Origin of the sequence: Massilia sp. CT11-108, from assembly GCF_047302915.1 — a bacterium.
In the GTDB taxonomy this organism is placed as follows: Bacteria; Pseudomonadota; Gammaproteobacteria; order Burkholderiales; family Burkholderiaceae_D; genus Telluria; species Telluria orientalis.
The window spans coordinates 1-15,682 of the sequence record NZ_JBKYMO010000089.1 but is presented as its reverse complement, the minus strand read 5'-3'; the positions used below and the strand labels follow the sequence as shown (position 1 = coordinate 15,682).

16 protein-coding genes are annotated in these 15,682 nt (G+C 64.5%); 4 read left to right on the top strand and 12 right to left on the bottom strand.

Annotated features, from left to right (window positions below; genetic code table 11):
* Positions 1–299 (top strand): hypothetical protein (locus ACEN88_RS10230; protein ID WP_413339307.1); only part of this gene is annotated, 299 nt, incomplete at its 5' end.
* Complete coding sequence (locus tag ACEN88_RS10225; RefSeq protein ID WP_413339305.1) at positions 265–1,047, top strand: FecR domain-containing protein; 783 nt, start codon at positions 265–267, stop codon at positions 1,045–1,047. The genes ACEN88_RS10230 and ACEN88_RS10225, both read left to right, overlap by 35 nt.
* A 403-nt stretch (positions 1,048–1,450) precedes the next feature.
* Here ACEN88_RS10225 and ACEN88_RS10220 read toward each other — a convergent pair whose 3' ends face one another.
* From ACEN88_RS10220 to ACEN88_RS10175, 10 genes are all read right to left on the bottom strand, one after another.
* A complete protein-coding gene (locus tag ACEN88_RS10220; RefSeq protein ID WP_413339303.1) occupies positions 1,451–3,268 on the bottom strand; it encodes a PhoH family protein in 1,818 nt (605 codons plus the stop codon).
* 222 nt (positions 3,269–3,490) lie between these two features.
* Positions 3,491–3,988, bottom strand: a complete 498-nt coding sequence (locus tag ACEN88_RS10215; protein ID WP_413339301.1) for a peroxiredoxin — start codon at positions 3,986–3,988, stop codon at positions 3,491–3,493.
* Between the two features lie 36 nt (positions 3,989–4,024).
* Positions 4,025–4,966 (bottom strand): polysaccharide deacetylase family protein, encoded by a 942-nt coding sequence (locus tag ACEN88_RS10210; protein ID WP_413339299.1) that lies wholly within the window; start codon positions 4,964–4,966, stop codon positions 4,025–4,027.
* Between the two features lie 9 nt (positions 4,967–4,975).
* Positions 4,976–6,016, bottom strand: coding sequence for a bifunctional UDP-4-keto-pentose/UDP-xylose synthase (locus tag ACEN88_RS10205; protein ID WP_413339297.1), 1,041 nt, complete (start codon positions 6,014–6,016; stop codon positions 4,976–4,978).
* 22 nt (positions 6,017–6,038) lie between these two features.
* A complete protein-coding gene (locus ACEN88_RS10200) occupies positions 6,039–6,956 on the bottom strand; it encodes a formyltransferase (protein WP_413339296.1) in 918 nt (305 codons plus the stop codon).
* Positions 6,957–7,097: 141 nt separating this feature from the next.
* Positions 7,098–8,081, bottom strand: coding sequence for a glycosyltransferase (locus ACEN88_RS10195; RefSeq protein ID WP_413339294.1), 984 nt, complete (start codon positions 8,079–8,081; stop codon positions 7,098–7,100).
* Between the two features lie 11 nt (positions 8,082–8,092).
* Positions 8,093–9,232 (bottom strand): DegT/DnrJ/EryC1/StrS family aminotransferase, encoded by a 1,140-nt coding sequence (locus tag ACEN88_RS10190; protein ID WP_413339293.1) that lies wholly within the window; start codon positions 9,230–9,232, stop codon positions 8,093–8,095.
* Between the two features lie 76 nt (positions 9,233–9,308).
* Positions 9,309–9,683: an EamA family transporter gene (locus ACEN88_RS10185; protein ID WP_413339292.1), complete on the bottom strand. Its 375-nt coding sequence runs from the start codon at positions 9,681–9,683 to the stop codon at positions 9,309–9,311.
* 9 nt (positions 9,684–9,692) lie between these two features.
* Positions 9,693–11,360, bottom strand: a complete 1,668-nt coding sequence (locus tag ACEN88_RS10180) for a glycosyltransferase family 39 protein (protein WP_413339290.1) — start codon at positions 11,358–11,360, stop codon at positions 9,693–9,695.
* A complete protein-coding gene (locus ACEN88_RS10175) occupies positions 11,357–11,746 on the bottom strand; it encodes an Mth938-like domain-containing protein (RefSeq protein WP_413339288.1) in 390 nt (129 codons plus the stop codon). Before ACEN88_RS10175 ends, ACEN88_RS10180 begins: the two co-directional genes overlap by 4 nt.
* Positions 11,747–11,934: 188 nt before the next feature.
* Here ACEN88_RS10175 and ACEN88_RS10170 point away from each other — a divergent pair, with 188 nt between their 5' ends.
* Positions 11,935–13,161 carry a pyridoxal phosphate-dependent aminotransferase gene (locus ACEN88_RS10170; RefSeq protein WP_056136773.1) on the top strand — a complete coding sequence of 409 codons (1,227 nt, stop codon included), beginning with the start codon at positions 11,935–11,937 and terminating at the stop codon, positions 13,159–13,161.
* Between the two features lie 29 nt (positions 13,162–13,190).
* Entirely contained in the window at positions 13,191–14,510 is a 1,320-nt protein-coding gene (locus tag ACEN88_RS10165) for a homoserine dehydrogenase (RefSeq protein WP_413339286.1), read from the top strand.
* Positions 14,511–14,569: 59 nt separating this feature from the next.
* Here ACEN88_RS10165 and ACEN88_RS10160 read toward each other — a convergent pair whose 3' ends face one another.
* A complete protein-coding gene (locus tag ACEN88_RS10160) occupies positions 14,570–14,782 on the bottom strand; it encodes a hypothetical protein (RefSeq protein WP_413339284.1) in 213 nt (70 codons plus the stop codon).
* A 257-nt stretch (positions 14,783–15,039) separates the two neighbouring features.
* A partial coding sequence (locus ACEN88_RS10155; RefSeq protein WP_413339283.1) for a Glu/Leu/Phe/Val family dehydrogenase occupies positions 15,040–15,682 on the bottom strand: 643 nt, incomplete at its 5' end.

The window sequence follows — 15,682 nt, the reverse complement described above, 5'->3', positions numbered from 1 at the left end:
AGGCCGTGCTGCCGACGGCGTCGTTCTGCAGCACGCATCCGGGCGACGCCAGCTGCGTGATCTTCAGCGGCGGCGCCGGCGCCGGCCAGGACACGAAGGGCACGCCGGTGGCCCAGGCGGTACAGACGGTCGTCCAACTCATCAACACATCGACGCCCACTAACACCGGCAGCGGTGCCGACAAGAGCGGCAAGGACGCGGCGGCCGGCAAGCCGGGCGAACGCCTGTCGGGCCTCGCGCAAGTGGAACAATCTGGAGTCAAGAATGAAAAACCTGCGACCAAAATGTACTGCAATTGAGGCGCTGGCCCGGGTCCTGCTGTGCGCCGTGCTGCTGTTCGGCGCAGGCGCGGCATGGGCAGGGCAGGCCGTGGGCATCGTGGAACACCTGAGCGGGCCGCTGATGGACCGCAAGGCCGACGGCACCGTCAAGGTACTCGCAGCGAAGTCGGAAGTGGAGAGCGGCGACACGCTCGTGGCGGAGAAGAACACCTACGCGCAGATCCGCTTCATCGACAACAGCGAGATCACGCTGCGACCGGGCACGACCTTCAAGATCGACAACTTCGCGTATGACGCCGACAAGCCGGAAGCCGACAGCGCCGCATTCAGCCTCGTGAAGGGCGGCCTGCGTTCGATCACGGGCCTGCTGGGCAAGCGCAACAAGGAGAAGTTCCAGCTCAAGACGCCGGCGGCCACGATCGGCATCCGCGGCACGACGTTCATCGCGCAGTGGGTCGAAGCCGCGGCCGCGGCGAAGCAGGCGCCGGGGCCGGTCACGCCCGGTCTCGTGCCCGACCTGGCGCCGGGTCTGCACGTGGCGGTCCTGGACGGCATGATCGTCGTGACGAACCCGGGCGGCGCCCAGCATTTCCAGGCCGGCCAGTTCGGCTTCGTGCCCAACATGAGCGCGCCGCCGATCGTACTGCCGCAGAACCCGGGGCTGAAGTTCTCGCCGCCGCCGACGTTCAATATCGGTACGGGTGGACCGCTGGCGTCGCAGGGGCCTGCGGCGCAGCAGAATACGGTGGATTGCATCGTGCGATAAGCCGGACTTCCAGACAACGTCGCCTCTGCGCAGGCAGGGGCCCAATTTTGCAAGCGCTGCGGTAATGCCAGCAAAATTGGATCCCCGCCTTCGCGCACTCATGTCCGGAATATTGTTTTCAAGAACCGTCAGAAATAGCATCGTCATTCCCGCGCAAGCGGGAATCCATACTGGGTATGCTAACTACGTTCTTCATTTCCACCTCGTTGGCTACAAAGAGTCGACTTCGAGCCGTCAGCATGGGTTCCCGCTTTCGCGGGAACGACGGTTTTTCCCTATGGCGGGCCTATTTTCGACGGTAAAAATTATTCCGGACAGCAGTGCGCCTTCGCGGGGACGACGGTGAGAAAAAAAAGCCTGCGCACCTTCCGATGCACAGGCTTTTTGTTTGGAACTACCGACGTTACAGCACGTCGCTCGCGTGATCCGCCAGGCGCGAACGCTCGCCGCGCGCCAGGGTCACGTGGCCGCCGTGACCCCAGCCCTTGAAGCGGTCGACCACGTACGTCAGGCCGCTCGAGCCCTCGGTGAGGTAAGGCGTGTCGATCTGCGCGATGTTGCCGAGGCAGAGGATCTTCGTGCCCGGGCCCGCGCGCGTGACCAGCGTCTTCATCTGCTTCGGCGTCAGGTTCTGCGCCTCGTCGATGATGAGGAATTTGTTCACGAACGTGCGGCCGCGCATGAAGTTCAGCGACTTGATCTTGATGCGCGAACGGATCAGGTCCTGCGTCGCCGCGCGGCCCCAGTCGCCGGCGTCGCCGTCGCCCTTCATCAGCACTTCCAGGTTGTCGTCGAAGGCGCCCATCCACGGCGACATCTTTTCTTCCTCGGTGCCGGGCAGGAAGCCGATGTCTTCGCCGACGGGCACGGTCACGCGGGTGACGATGATCTCGTTGTAGACCTTCGTCTCCAGCACCTGCGCGAGACCGGCGGCCAGTGCCAGCAGCGTCTTGCCGGTACCGGCCTGGCCGAGCAGCGAGACGAAGTCGATTTCCGGATTCATCAGGAGGTTCAGCGCGAAGTTCTGCTCGCGGTTGCGCGCCGTGATGCCCCACACGTTGTTCTTGTTGCTGGAATAGTCGCGCAGGGTCTGCAGCACGGCGGTCTTGCCGTTGATCTGCTTGACCTGGGCGTACAGCGGCGCTTCGCCGTTCTTCGGTTCCAGGTACACGAACTGGTTGACGAGCAGGGTCGGGATCAAGGGGCCCGTGATGCGGTAGAACGTGGACGAGTAGCCGCCCTTGATCTCCTGCCACGATTCGACGCCCTTGCCGTGCTTCGTCCAGAAGTCGTCCGGCAGCTGGACGATGCCCGAGTACAGCAGGTCGGTGTCTTCCAGCACGTGGTCGTTGAAGTAGTCTTCGGCGGCCAGGCCCAGCGCACGCGCCTTGATGCGCATGTTGATGTCCTTCGACACCAGCACGATCGCGCGGCCCGGCTGCTCCGTTTCCAGCGCGCGCACGACACCGAGGATCTGGTTGTCGGCCTTGCCGGACGGGAGTCCCTCGGGCAGGGCGGCGCCGTTCAGGCGCGTCTGGAAGTGCAGGCGGCCCTTCGCATCCTTGTTGCCCAGCTTGGCCAGCGGGATGCCGGTCTCGATGGCGTCGTCGTCGACGTTGGCGATCAGCGCGTCCAGCGTGCGCGAGACCTGGCGTGCGTTGCGCGCGACCTCCGACATCCCCTTCTTGTGGTTGTCGAGTTCTTCCAGCGTCATCATCGGCAGGTAGACGTCGTGTTCCTCGAAGCGGAACAGCGAGGTCGGGTCGTGCATCAGCACGTTGGTGTCGAGCACGAACACCTTCGTGGTGCCCGACGTGTCGGCCTTGCGGCTCGCTTGCGACTTGACGTTGACCTCGACCGGCTTGTGCTTGGCCGGATGCGGTTCGTTCATGTCGGTCTCGCGCAGCTTGGCACCGGCGCCTTCGGCCTTCGCCTTGCCGGGCTTCGCGGGCTTTTCGCCGCGGGCTGGCATGGGTGGCGTTGGCGGTGCTTGCGGGGGCGTGTCTTCGCGCGCGGGCGCCTCGGCCAGCAGGGCGGCCTTCGACTTGCGCGGCTTCGTCGCCTTGGGGGCGGGTACGGCCGGGCCGCTGATCAGGTCTTCGACAGGGTCGTTTTCCGCTTTCGCGGTTGCGCGCACAGGCGTCTTGCCCGGTTCGGCCCTCGGATAATCCTTGGCCAGCAGAATGGTTGCCGGCTTGGTGGGGAGTTTAGGCAGTGGCATCAGGTTCTCAATCCAGAAAAGAAGTCGGAAAAACGCTCCGCACGGCACGCGCGCGCCGTCGGGCAGACAGATGCAACTGGGGGGAGCTGCGAGGCGCCGGCGAAGCCCGGACGGGGGCCCTGGCCGGCAGCCAGATTGGAATGATGCGGTGAGGTAAAACAGTGACTCAAAATAGGCGTACGCTCGGCTAAAGGTTTTTGATAACCATCGCCAGCCCGCTCTTCAAGGCTGGCTTTTCAGGAATTCCAGCACTTCATCCACGTGATCATTGACTTTCACGCCACGCCATTCTTTCACCAACTTGCCGTCAGCGTCAATGACAAACGTACTGCGCTCGACCCCCCGCACTTTTTTGCCGTACATATTCTTCATCTTCATGACGTCGAACTGGGTGCACACGGCTTCGTCCGGATCGGAAATCAGTTCGAAGGGCAGGCCCAGTTTGGCCTTGAAATTTTCGTGCGAGCGCAGGGAATCGCGGCTGATGCCGTAGACGTCGGTGTCCAGCGCCTTGAATTCGTCGTAGCGGTCGCGGAAGTTCATCGCTTCCGTCGTGCAACCGGGGGTATTGTCTTTGGGATAGAAGTACAGCACCGTGTAGCGCGCCGGGCGGCCGTTCAGTTGAAAAGTCCGGTCGCCGGTCATCGGCGCGCTGAAATTCGCCAAGGGCGCGGCGGCGCCGTCTGCGGTTGCGGGTGCTGCGGTTGGGCTTTCGGCCACGGTAATCTCCTGTCTCGCGGGCCTGGCACCGCGTGCTTACATGGTCTTGTCGAGGATGATCAGTTCGCCCGATCGTCCCGGTAACTCGCCCCACTGGACCGGATGCTCGGGCAGCGGGTCGTCTTTTATCTTCTCATAATAGTCCGCCATCGAGGCAAGTCGGTAGCCCTGGGCTTTCCAACCTGACAACAGCTGCTCGAATATGGGGGCGAGTTTCTGTCCTTCAAGCTCCGCGTGCAAGGTATATACGTGGTCGCGTTGCGGAACCGCCGTCAGCTTCAGGAGGTGGGCGGCGATATTGTTCTCGTCGATGACGGTGCCGTCGATCTCGCGGCCCAGCAGCTCGTCCAGCGTGGGCAAGGTGGTGGGCATCTGGATGTGCGACAGGCCCCGGTAGCGGTACGGGCCGAACTGCGGATCGGCCAGCGCGCCATCGTCGCGCAACTGGGCACGGCCGTCCGACGCGTAGCGGTAGCCACAAGCATCGTGGCGCGCGAACGCATGCTGGTTCATCTGCCAGCCCGCCGCGCCGTGCGTGTGCGGCGGCGCGCCGAACACTTGCGTATAGCGCTGCTCGCTCTTCTTCATCATGCGGTCCGTCCACGCGGCATCGCGGCCGCGCACGTTGTCCTGCCACCGGACGTGGTCCCACGTGTGGATGCCGCATTCGAAGCCGGCGTCGCGCGCGGCGCGCATCTCGGCCGCCGCCTTCGCCCCGATGTCCGGGCCGGGCAGCAGCACGCCGTACATCAGCGTCCTGACGCCGTAGTGTTCAACCACGGACGTGCGCGACACCTTCTGGAAAAAGCCGGGACGCAGCGCGCGCCGCATCGCCCATCCCGTGTGGTCGGGGCCCAGCGAAAACAGGAACGTCGCGCCGGCCCCGTGCTTGTTCAGCATGCGCACGAGATTCGGCACGCCTTCGCGCGTGCCGCGGTAGGTGTCGACGTCGATCTTGAGGACGAGCAGCGGTGCCAAGGTGTGTCCTTAATCGACGAGGGCCTGGGCCGTCGCGACCTGGCCGCGGTAGGCGTCGAAGATGTGGCGCAGTGCGTCCGCCATCGTCACGGCCGGTGCCCAACCGAGGTCGTTCTTCGTGTTCTCGATCTTCGGCACGCGGTTCTGCACGTCCTGGTAGCCGGTGCCGTAGTAGGCGCCCGAGCTGGTCTCGACGATCTGCACTTTCTGCGCGCCGGCCGCGTATTCCGGGTACTCGGCCGCGAGCTTCATCATCATGTCGGCCAGTTCGCGGATCGAATAATTGTTGACCGGGTTGCCGATGTTGTAGATCTGGCCGGTGGCGCGGCCATCCTTGTTCTCGATGATCTTCATGAGCGCCGAGATGCCGTCGTCGATGTACGTGAAGGCGCGCTTCTGGTGGCCGCCGTCGACGAGCTGGATGGTCTCGCCGCGCACGATGTGGCCGAAGAACTGCGTCAGCACGCGCGACGAACCTTCCTTCGGCGTGTGGATGGAGTCGAGGCCGGCGCCGATCCAGTTGAACGGGCGGAACAGCGTGAAGTTCAGGCCTTCCATGCCGTAGCCCCAGATCACGCGGTCCATCAGCTGCTTCGCGCAGGCGTAGATCCAGCGCGGCTTGTTGATCGGGCCGTAGACCAGTTCCGAGTTCTCCGGATCGAATTCGGCGTCGCGGCTCATGCCGTAGACTTCCGACGTCGACGGGAAGATCAGGTGTTTTTTATATTTCGCGGCCGAGCGGACGATCGGCAGGTTCGCCTCGAAGTCCAGTTCGAAGACTTTCAGCGGCTCCTTCACATAGGTCGACGGCGTCGCGATGGCGACCAGCGGCAGGATCACGTCGCATTTCTTGACGTGGTACTCGACCCATTCCGTGTTGATCGTGATGTCGCCTTCGAAGAAGTGCATGCGCGGATTGTCCAGTAGGTGCGCGATGCGATCGGACGCCATGTCCATGCCGTAGACTTCCCAGTCGGTCGTCTCGAGGATGCGCTTGGACAGGTGGTGGCCGATGAAGCCGTTGACGCCGAGGATGAGGACTTTTTTCATGTGGGTTTTCCTGGATGCTTGTTCAGGCCTGGTCTTCTGCGAGTTGTGCCCGCAGTTCGGCAGGGGAGATGCGCAGGCCGTCGGCCAGCAGGCTGTGGATGACCAGCGCGCGGCCGTCGCCGCAGACGCCGAGGATGGCATTATCGACGACCGCAAGGCCCGGCGAGAGGCCCTGAACATTACCGTTCTGTAATCGGGCGCGTTCGATGACGTAGCGGCGCGGCCCGACGTCCGTGAAGGCGCCGGGGTAGGGCGGGGCGACGGCGCGGTGCAGGTTGTACACGTCCTGCGCCGGTTTGGTCCAGTCGATGCGGCCGTCTTCCGGCTTGCGGCCGCCGAAGTAGCCGCCTTTCGTCAGGTCGTTGGGCGTGCGCGGCGCGGTGCCGGCCAGCAGGTCCGGCAGCACGTGGTACAGCGCCAGCTCCGCGGCGACCGTCACCTTGCCGAACACTTCGAACGCGGTGTCGTCGGGCAGGATCGGCACGGCCTGCTGGGCGACGATGGCGCCGGCGTCCGGTTTCACCGTCATCTCGTGCAGCGTGGCACCCGTCTCGGTGGCGCCGTGCAGCACGGCCCAGTTGGTGGGCGCGCGGCCCCGGAACGCCGGCAGCAGCGAGCCGTGCATGTTGTACGCGGGGGCGATGTCGAGGATCGCCTGCGGCAGCATGTGGCGGAAGTAGAAGCTGAACATCAGGTCCGGCTGGGCTGCCTGGATGGCCGCGACCAGGTCGGCGCCTTTCGCATCACTGGGCGTGAGGTAGGGGATGCCTTCGGTCTCGCACAGCGAGAGGACGGATTCGAACCAGATGTTTTCGGTGGCGCTGTCCTGGTGCGTGATGACCAGGGCGACGTCGACGCCGCCGGCCAGCAGCACCTTCAGGCAGCGCACGCCCACGTTGTGGTAGGCGAAGACGACTGCGCGTTTGCGGGGTTGGGTCATAGTGTTCGAGTCAATTTGGGATGAGCATGCAAAACACCGTCATCCCCGCGGAAGCGGGGATCCATGCTGAGCGGATTTCTGATGTTCAGCATGGGTTCCCGCTTTCGCGGGAACGACGATTTTATGGCCGCGGCCAGATACTCAGCGCGCGACCTGCCGCTTCTCGATCCCGCCGAGTTCCGCCAGGTCCGGCGGCACGCCCTCCAGGATCGTGGCGACGACGTAGCGCGGCCGTGCGCGCACCTGCTGGTAGATGCGGCCCACGTATTCGCCCACGAGGCCGATGCCGAACAGGATCACGCCCATGAAGAAGAACGCGATCGCGAACAGCGTGAACACGCCTTCCGCCTCGGCGCCCAGCAGGAAGCGGCGGAAGATGAGCACCACCACCAGCAGCGCCGACAGCAGCGACAGGGTCATGCCCAGCAGCGAGAACATCTGCAGCGGCACGAGCGAGAAGCCCGTCATCAGGTCGAAATTCAGGCGAATGAGGCTGTACAGCGAATACTTCGATTCGCCGGCCGCGCGTTCCTCGTGCTCGACGACGATCTCCGTCGGCTTGCGCGCGAACTTGTACGCGAGCGCCGGCACGAAGGTGTTCACTTCGCCGCACTGGTTGACGAGGTCGATCACGTTGCGGCCGTACGCGCGCAGCATGTTGCCCTGGTCCGTGATGTGGATGTTCGTGATGCGCTCGCGCACCCGGTTCATCGCCTTCGAAGCCACCGTGCGCCATGCCGAATCCTGGCGCTTGCGGCGGATCGAGCCCACGTAGTCGTAGCCCTCGCGCATCTTGGCGATCAGCTTGTGGATTTCTTCCGGCGGATTCTGCAGGTCGGCATCGAGCGTGATGACGATCTGGCCGCGCGTCTGTTCGAAGCCCGCGAGGATCGCCATGTGCTGGCCGTAATTGCCGTTGAAGAGGACGACGCGCGTGACGTCCGGGCGCTTGCGGTACTGCTCGGCCAGGATCGCCACCGAGTTGTCGCGGCTGCCGTCGTTGACGAAGACGACTTCGTACACGATACCCAGCGCATCCATCGCCGGGTACAGGCGCGCGAACAGATTCGCCAGGCCCGCTTCCTCGTTATAGACCGGAATGACGACCGAGACTTCCGGTTTCATCGCCACCGCCGTCATTTTGCGAGCACCGCTTTGACGGCCTTCACGGCGCGTTCCACGTCGGCGATGGTCATTGCATTGAACATCGGCAGCGTGACGGTCAGGCGGCCGATCTTCTCGGCGACGGGGAACATCCCTTCCTTGAAGCCGCGCTCGCGGTACAGCGTGAACAGGTGGATCGGCGCGTAATGGTAGCCGGTGCCGACGTTGTGTTCCTTCTGCATGCGGGTCATGAAGTCGGCGCGCGTGCCGGGGCCGTTGTCCGGCAGGATGATCTGGAACAGGTGCCAGTTGCTCGTGCCGAAGGCCTGGATCGGCAGCTGGGCGCCGGTCTGCGTTTCGAAATCGGGGCCGAAGCAGTCGAAGTAATGGCGCGCCAGCGCGGCGCGGTGCGCCGTCAGCGTCTCCAGGTTCTTCATCTGGCCCAGGCCGATGGTGGCCATGATGTCGCTCATGTTGTACTTGCCGCCCAGGACGTCGACGTCGATGCCGTCCACGCCGCTGCGCGTCACGCCCTGCAGGCGGTACTTCTCGGCCAGGCGCGCTTCCTCGAGGTTGTTCAGCACGAGGCAACCGCCTTCGCCGGTCGTGATGTTCTTGTTGGCCTGGAAGCTGAACGACGCGAAGTCGCCGAACGAGCCGATGCGCTTGCCGTTCCACAGCGAGCCGATGGCCTGCGCGGCATCCTCGACGACGCGCAGGTTGTGCTTGTGCGCGATCGCGTACAGGCGGTCCATGTCCAGCGGCAGGCCGGAGAGATACACGGGGATGATGGCCTTCGTGCGCGGGGTGATCGCGGCTTCCAGCTTGTCCAGGTCCATGTTGCGCGTGACCGGATCGATGTCGGCGAAGACCGGGGTCGCGCCCACTTCGATGATCACGTTGGCGGTGGCCGGCCACGAGACCGGCGTCGTGATCACTTCATCGCCCGGCTTGATGCCGGCGATGCGCAGCGCGATCTCCATCGTGCAGGTGCCGGAATTGAAGGTGCGGACCGGACGGCCGCCGAAGTATTCCGACAGCAGGGCCTCGAATGCCTGGTTTTTCGGACCGGTCGTGATCCAGCCGGAGCGCAGCACTTCGCCGACGGCGGCGATGGTCTCTTCGTCGATGGTGGGCCGGGAAAAGGGCAGAAAGGGCAGCTCGGCAGTCATGGAAAGCTCGTTATTCTCTTGTAAAGATGTATGCGGACAAAGCTGGCATTGTAACAGCGCCCTGTCCGACGCTAAATTAGGTTCTTGCCAGCAACACGACGCCGATGACGATGACGCCGATGGCCGCCAGGCGCTGCGGCGACACCACCTCGCCCAGGAACATCCAGGCGCCGAACGCGGACACGACATAGCCCAGCGACAGCATCGGATACGCGATCGTCACGTCCGTGCGCGACAGGCCGATGATCCACACGACCAGCGAGATGGCGTAGCACGCCAGCCCGCCCAGGATCGGCAGCTGGGTCACGACCTTGACGAAGGTCTCGAACCAGTTGCTCATGGTGAGATGGATGGCGCCGCCGATGGCGTTCGTGCCCGCTTTCAGCAGCAGCTGGGCACAGGCGTTCAGGATCACGCCGGAGATGATGAAGGCAAAGGTGGTGAGGTTCATTCGGGAGTATCAAAAATTCGCGATGACGGTACGGCGCGCGTCCGCCGCCACGATGCGCAGCGGGACGCCCTGGCGCTGCAGGTCCGCGGCGATCTCCGGACGGATGATCGCCACGTTGCGCACGCCGGCGGCCGCATCCGTGCGCCAGCGGGCGACGAACTCGGGAATCGTCGGGATCGCGAGTTCCGGTTGCTGCTGGAGGCCGAAGTCGAACTCGTCGCGGTAATCGACGAGCGTCACGGGACGGCCGAGGTAGAAGGTCAGCGACTGCTCGTAGATCCCGACCGAATAGACTTTCACGGCAGGATTCGCGGCGCCGGCGGCCTTCAGCGCGGGCAGCAGGTTGACGCCAGCGCGCACCTGGCCGATCGGCTCGAAGCCGACGAGCAGCAGCTGCGTGCCGGCGAAACCGGCAATGGCCAGCACGACGACGAACAGGTCGCGCAGCATCTGGCGCGCGTACAGCAGGGCAAGGCAGCCGCCGATCAGCAGCACGAGGCCCGCCGCCAGCACCCACGGCTGATAGGCCGCGTACAGCACGTCCTCGCCCGCATGCTTGGCGAACTTCAGCATGAACGGGACGGTGACGAGGAAGCCCACGCCCAGCAGCGCCGTCAGGGCGGCCGTGACCATGCGGCCGCGGCGCGTGCCGGCGTCCAGGTAGACCGCCACCAGCAGCGCGACGGCGGGGAACACGGGCAGGATGTAGCCGGGCAGCTTGGAATTCGACTTGGTGAAGAACAACGTGATGAACGCCACCCACACGAGCAGCATCAGGCGTGGACGGAATTTGGTCGTCTCGCCGTCGCGGCGGGCGGCACCAATCAGGCTTTGCACCAGCACGCCGACCCACGGCACGCTGCCGGCGGCCAGCAGCACGAAGAAGATGTACCACGCCGCTTCGCGGTGGTGTTCCTTCTTGAGGAAGCGGTCGAAGTGTTCGTGGACGAAGAAGAAGTGCGGCTGCTCCGGATTCTTCAGCCCGACCAGCACGAACCACGGCGTGGCGATCAGGAAGAACAGGATCAGGCCTTTCACGATGTGCAGGCGCTTCCAGATGGCCCAGTCGCGCGAGAAGATCGTGTAGAACACGAGCACGCCGCCCGGCAGCACGAGGCCGATCAGGCCCTTGGACAGCACGGACAGCGCCATGCCGGCCCAGCACACGAGCATCCAGTTGCGGCGCTCGGACCCGGAAGCATCGTCGCGCTGGGCGATGAGGAGGGCGCACAGGGCCACAGTCATCATGCCGGACAGGCCCATGTCGAGCGAATCGATCTGGCTGCACGCGACCCAGTAGAACGAGGAGCCGAGGACCAGCGCGGCGTAGAAGCCGATGCGCGCGCCGAACACGCGGGTGCCCGCGACGCCCGTCAGGACGACGCCCAGCAGGCCGCACAAGCCCGTCCACAGGCGCGCCTGCCAGTCGCCGAGGCCGAACAGGGTGAACGACAGGGCGTTCATCCACGTCTGCAGCGGGGGCTTTTCGAAATACTTGATGCCGTTCAGGCGCGTCGTGATCCAGTCGCCGCTGGCGAACATCTCGCGCGCCATCTCGGCGTAGCGGCCTTCATCCGGCGGCACGAGCGTGCGCGCGCCCAGTGCATACAGCAGGACGGCGGCAAAGACGATCAGCAGGGTCCAGGTGAGGGTTTTATTCCGGTGCAGGTCGTTCATGCGGCCTTCGCGTCGCCTTCGATGATCAGCGCCAGCGTCACCTTGCGGCCTTCGCCCATCAGGATGTTGTAGGTGCGGCAGGCGGCGTGGCTGTCCATGCTTTCGACGCCGATGCGCTGGCTGGACAGGCTCGTGACGAGGCGCGGATGCACGAAGCGCTGGCGCTCGCCCGTGCCGAGGATGACGACGTCCGGCTTGTCGGCCGCGATCGCCTCGAAATGCTCGGCTTTCAGGTCCTCGAAGCGCGTGACGGGCCACGCGCGCGGTGCCACTTCGGGCATCACGAGCACGCTGTAGTCGAAGCGCTGGGCGTTGATCTCGACGCCGGCCCGGTCGTAGCCGGTGACCGTCTGGTATTTTTCGGTGCTGCTGGAATGGAGCTTCATGATGGCAAGCCGGGGAATGACAGGCACAGGGCGCGTATTGTAACTGGTTTCCAGTACGTCCCAGCAATGGGCGGTTGCTTAATCCCCGCCAATTGGGCAGAATGGAATTTTTCGCATTGCAACAACGCGCTACAGATCAGGCTGCTTAACAGGCATCTTCCGCAGCCATTTATTTCCAAGGTGATATTTTGCGACCGATTCTGAAATCCAACAAGCTCGACGACGTCTGCTACGAGATCCGTGGCCCGGCGCTGCAGATCGCGCGCCAGATGGAGGAAGACGGCCACAAGATCATCAAGCTGAACATCGGCAACCTGGCCGTGTTCGGTTTCGATCCGCCGGATGAGATCGTGCGCGACATGATCCTCAACATGCAGAACTCGGCCGGCTACACGGATTCGAAGGGCATGTTTGCACCGCGCAAAGCGATCATGCATTACACCCAGGAAAAGAATATCCGCGGCGTCGGCATCGACGACATCTACCTGGGCAACGGCGCCTCCGAACTGATCGTGATGGCGATGCAGGGCCTGCTGAACAGCGGCGACGAAGTCCTCGTCCCGGCGCCGGATTACCCGCTGTGGACGGCGGCCGTCAGCCTGGCCGGCGGCAATCCCGTGCACTATGTCTGCGACGAGCAGGCCGGCTGGCTGCCCGACATCGACGACATGCGCAAGAAGATCACGCCGAACACGCGGGCGATCGTCGTCATCAACCCGAACAACCCGACCGGCGCGCTGTATTCGCGCGACGTGCTGCTGGAAATCGTCGAACTGGCGCGCCAGCACCAGCTGATCGTCTACGCCGACGAAATCTACGACAAGACGCTGTACGACGGCGAGGAGCACGTGTCGCTCGCCTCGCTGGCCGACGACGTCCTGTTCGTTACGCTGAACGGCCTGTCGAAGAACTACCGTTCGTGCGGCTACCGTGCCGGCTGGATGGTCCTCTCCGGCGAAAAACGCCATGCGAAAGACTATATCGAAGGCCTGAACATGCTGGCGTCGATGCGCCTGTGCGCCAACGCGCCGGGCCAGTTCGCGATCCAGACTGCGCTCGGCGGCCACCAAAGCATTGCGCACCTCGTGGCCCCCGGCGGCCGCCTCGCACGCCAGCGCGACCTGGCTCACCAACTCCTGACCGATATTCCGGGCGTTACCTGCGTCAAGCCAAAAGCGGCGCTGTACATGTTCCCACGCCTCGACCCGAAGATCTACCCGATCGCCGATGACCAGCAATTTATCTGTGAGCTGTTGTCCGAGGAAAAAGTCCTGCTGGTGCAAGGCACTGGCTTCAACTGGAAGACGCCGGACCATTTCCGCCTGGTCTTCCTCCCCAATTCCGACGACCTGACGGATGCGTGCGGCCGTATCGCCCGCTTCCTCGACGGCTACCGGCGCCGTCACGCGCGCTGAGAACGACAGACAGCAGACAGTATATTCATATGAAACCCATCAAAGCAGGCTTGCTCGGCCTCGGCACCGTCGGTGCAGGCACCTACCACGTCCTCCAACGCAACCAGGAAGAGATCCGCCGCCGCGCCGGCCGCGGCATCGAGGTTGCGATGGTCGCCGTCCGTAACCTCGAACGTGCCAAGCGTATCGTCGGCAGCGAAGTGGAGGTCGTCGCCGACCCGTACGCCGTCGTGAACAATCCGGATATCGACATCGTCGTCGAACTGATCGGCGGCTATGACCTGACGCGCGAACTGGTGCTGCAGGCGATCGCCAACGGCAAGCACGTGGTCACCGCCAACAAGGCGCTGCTGGCGCTGCACGGCAACGAAATCTTCGAGGCGGCCCAGGCCAAGGGCGTGATGGTGGCGTTCGAAGCGGCCGTCGCCGGCGGCATCCCGATCATCAAGGCGCTGCGCGAAGGCCTGTCGGCCAACCGCATCGAATCCGTCGCCGGCATCATCAACGGCACGACGAACTTCATCCTGTCCGAGATGCGCGACAAGGGCCTGGACTTCAACACCGTGCTGAAGCAGGCGCAGGAACTGGGCTATGCGGAAGCGGATCCGACCTTCGACATCGAAGGCGTGGACGCGGCGCACAAGCTGACCATCATGTCCGCCATCGCCTTCGGCATCCCCGTGCAGTTCGGCAGCGCCCACATCGAGGGCATCAGCCAGCTGCAGGCCGTGGACCTGCGCTACGCCGAACAACTGGGCTACCGCATCAAGCTGCTGGGCATCACGCGCCGCACGACGGTCGACGGTAAAGAGGGTATCGAACTGCGCGTGCACCCGACCCTCGTGCCGGGCGCGCGCCTGATCGCGAACGTCGAAGGCGCGATGAACGCCGTGCTCGTGCAGGCCGACGCCGTCGGCGCGACGCTGTACTACGGCAAGGGCGCCGGCGCCGAGCCGACCGCCTCCGCCGTCATCGCCGACCTGATCGACGTGACCCGCCTGGCGACCGCCGACCCGTATTCGCGCGTGCCGCACCTGGCGTTCCAGCCGACGGAACTGGCCGACGTGCCGATCCTGCCGATGGAAGAAATCCGCACCAGCTACTACCTGCGCGTGACCGTGCAGGACCAGCTGGGCGTGATGGCCGACCTGACCCGCATCCTGGCCGACGCCGGCATCTCGATCGACGCCGTGCTGCAGAAGGAGCCGGGCGAGAAGGCGCGCACGGACATCGTCATCATCACCCACCAGACCCGCGAAAAATACGTCAACGCCGCGATCGCCAAGATCGAGAGCCTGGCGACGACCGTCGGCAAGGTGGTGCGCATCCGCCTGGAGAGCCTGGGCTGATCGTCCCCGCTCGAATCGAAGCCGCCGCCGTGCGAACGGTGTGCGGCTTTTTTTACGTCTCATGGTGCGGTGCGCCAGCGCCGCGCGAGCGGGATCGGGGACAGGCCGATGTGGCCGAGGAATCCGTCGGCGAATTCGTCCACGCAACGGCGCTCCACCTGTGTGGGCGCGTGCAGCGGGGCGGTGGTGAGCGCCAGCAGGCGGCGCTCGATGTGGTCGAACAGCGCGTCATCCGCGCCGGGAGATGGGGGAGGGAAGTCGGTCGTTTTCATCTCCACATCTTACCTGTGCTGCGGCGCACAAGAAATGGTGTGCGAATGCATGTATGCGTTCGCTCAACGATGTGAGAATGTGCTGCAACGCATGCTTATCTGCGCGCAATGTGCGGTGAAAAATGGATTTTTTGAAGTCGCGTGGCGTCGTACTGACAGGCGCGCCACGCGATTCGCAGGGTGGGCACGCCGTGCCCACGCGGACGTTTGCATGACGCATGCGTCACGCGTGGGCGAAGGTCGCCCATCCTACAGTGTCACGGGTACAGGCCGCGCACTTCACGCGCCTGCAGGATGCGCGTGCAGGCCACGATGAACGTCGCGGTGCGCAGGCTCACCTTCTTCTCCTGCGCGACGTCCCACACGGCGCCGAACGCGCTCTGCATGATGCGGGTGAGGCGGGCATTGATCTCGTCCTCCGTCCAGAAGAAGCTCGAGAAATCCTGGACCCATTCGAAGTACGACACGGTGACGCCGCCCGCGTTGGCCAGCACGTCCGGCACGACGAGGACGTCCTTGTCGGCGAGGATGTCGTCGGCTTCCGGCGTCGTGGGGCCGTTCGCGCCTTCCAGGATGATCTTCGTCTTGAGTCCCGTTGCGACGTCCGCCGTGATCTGCCGCTCCAGGGCTGCCGGGATCAGGATGTCGGACTCGATGTCCCAGAACGCGTCGCGGTCCAGCGTCGCGTCCGCACCGGGGAAGCCCTTCACGCCGCCCGCTTCGGCCACGTGCTTGTGCAGTTGCGCGACATCGAGGCCGCCTTCGCGCACGATGGTGCCCGTGTGGTCCTGCACGGCGACGATCTTCGCGCCGGCACCCGCGAAGATGGTGGCCGCGGTGCCGCCGACGTTGCCGAAGCCCTGGATGGCGATGCGCGCGCCGGCCAGCGCCACACCGCGC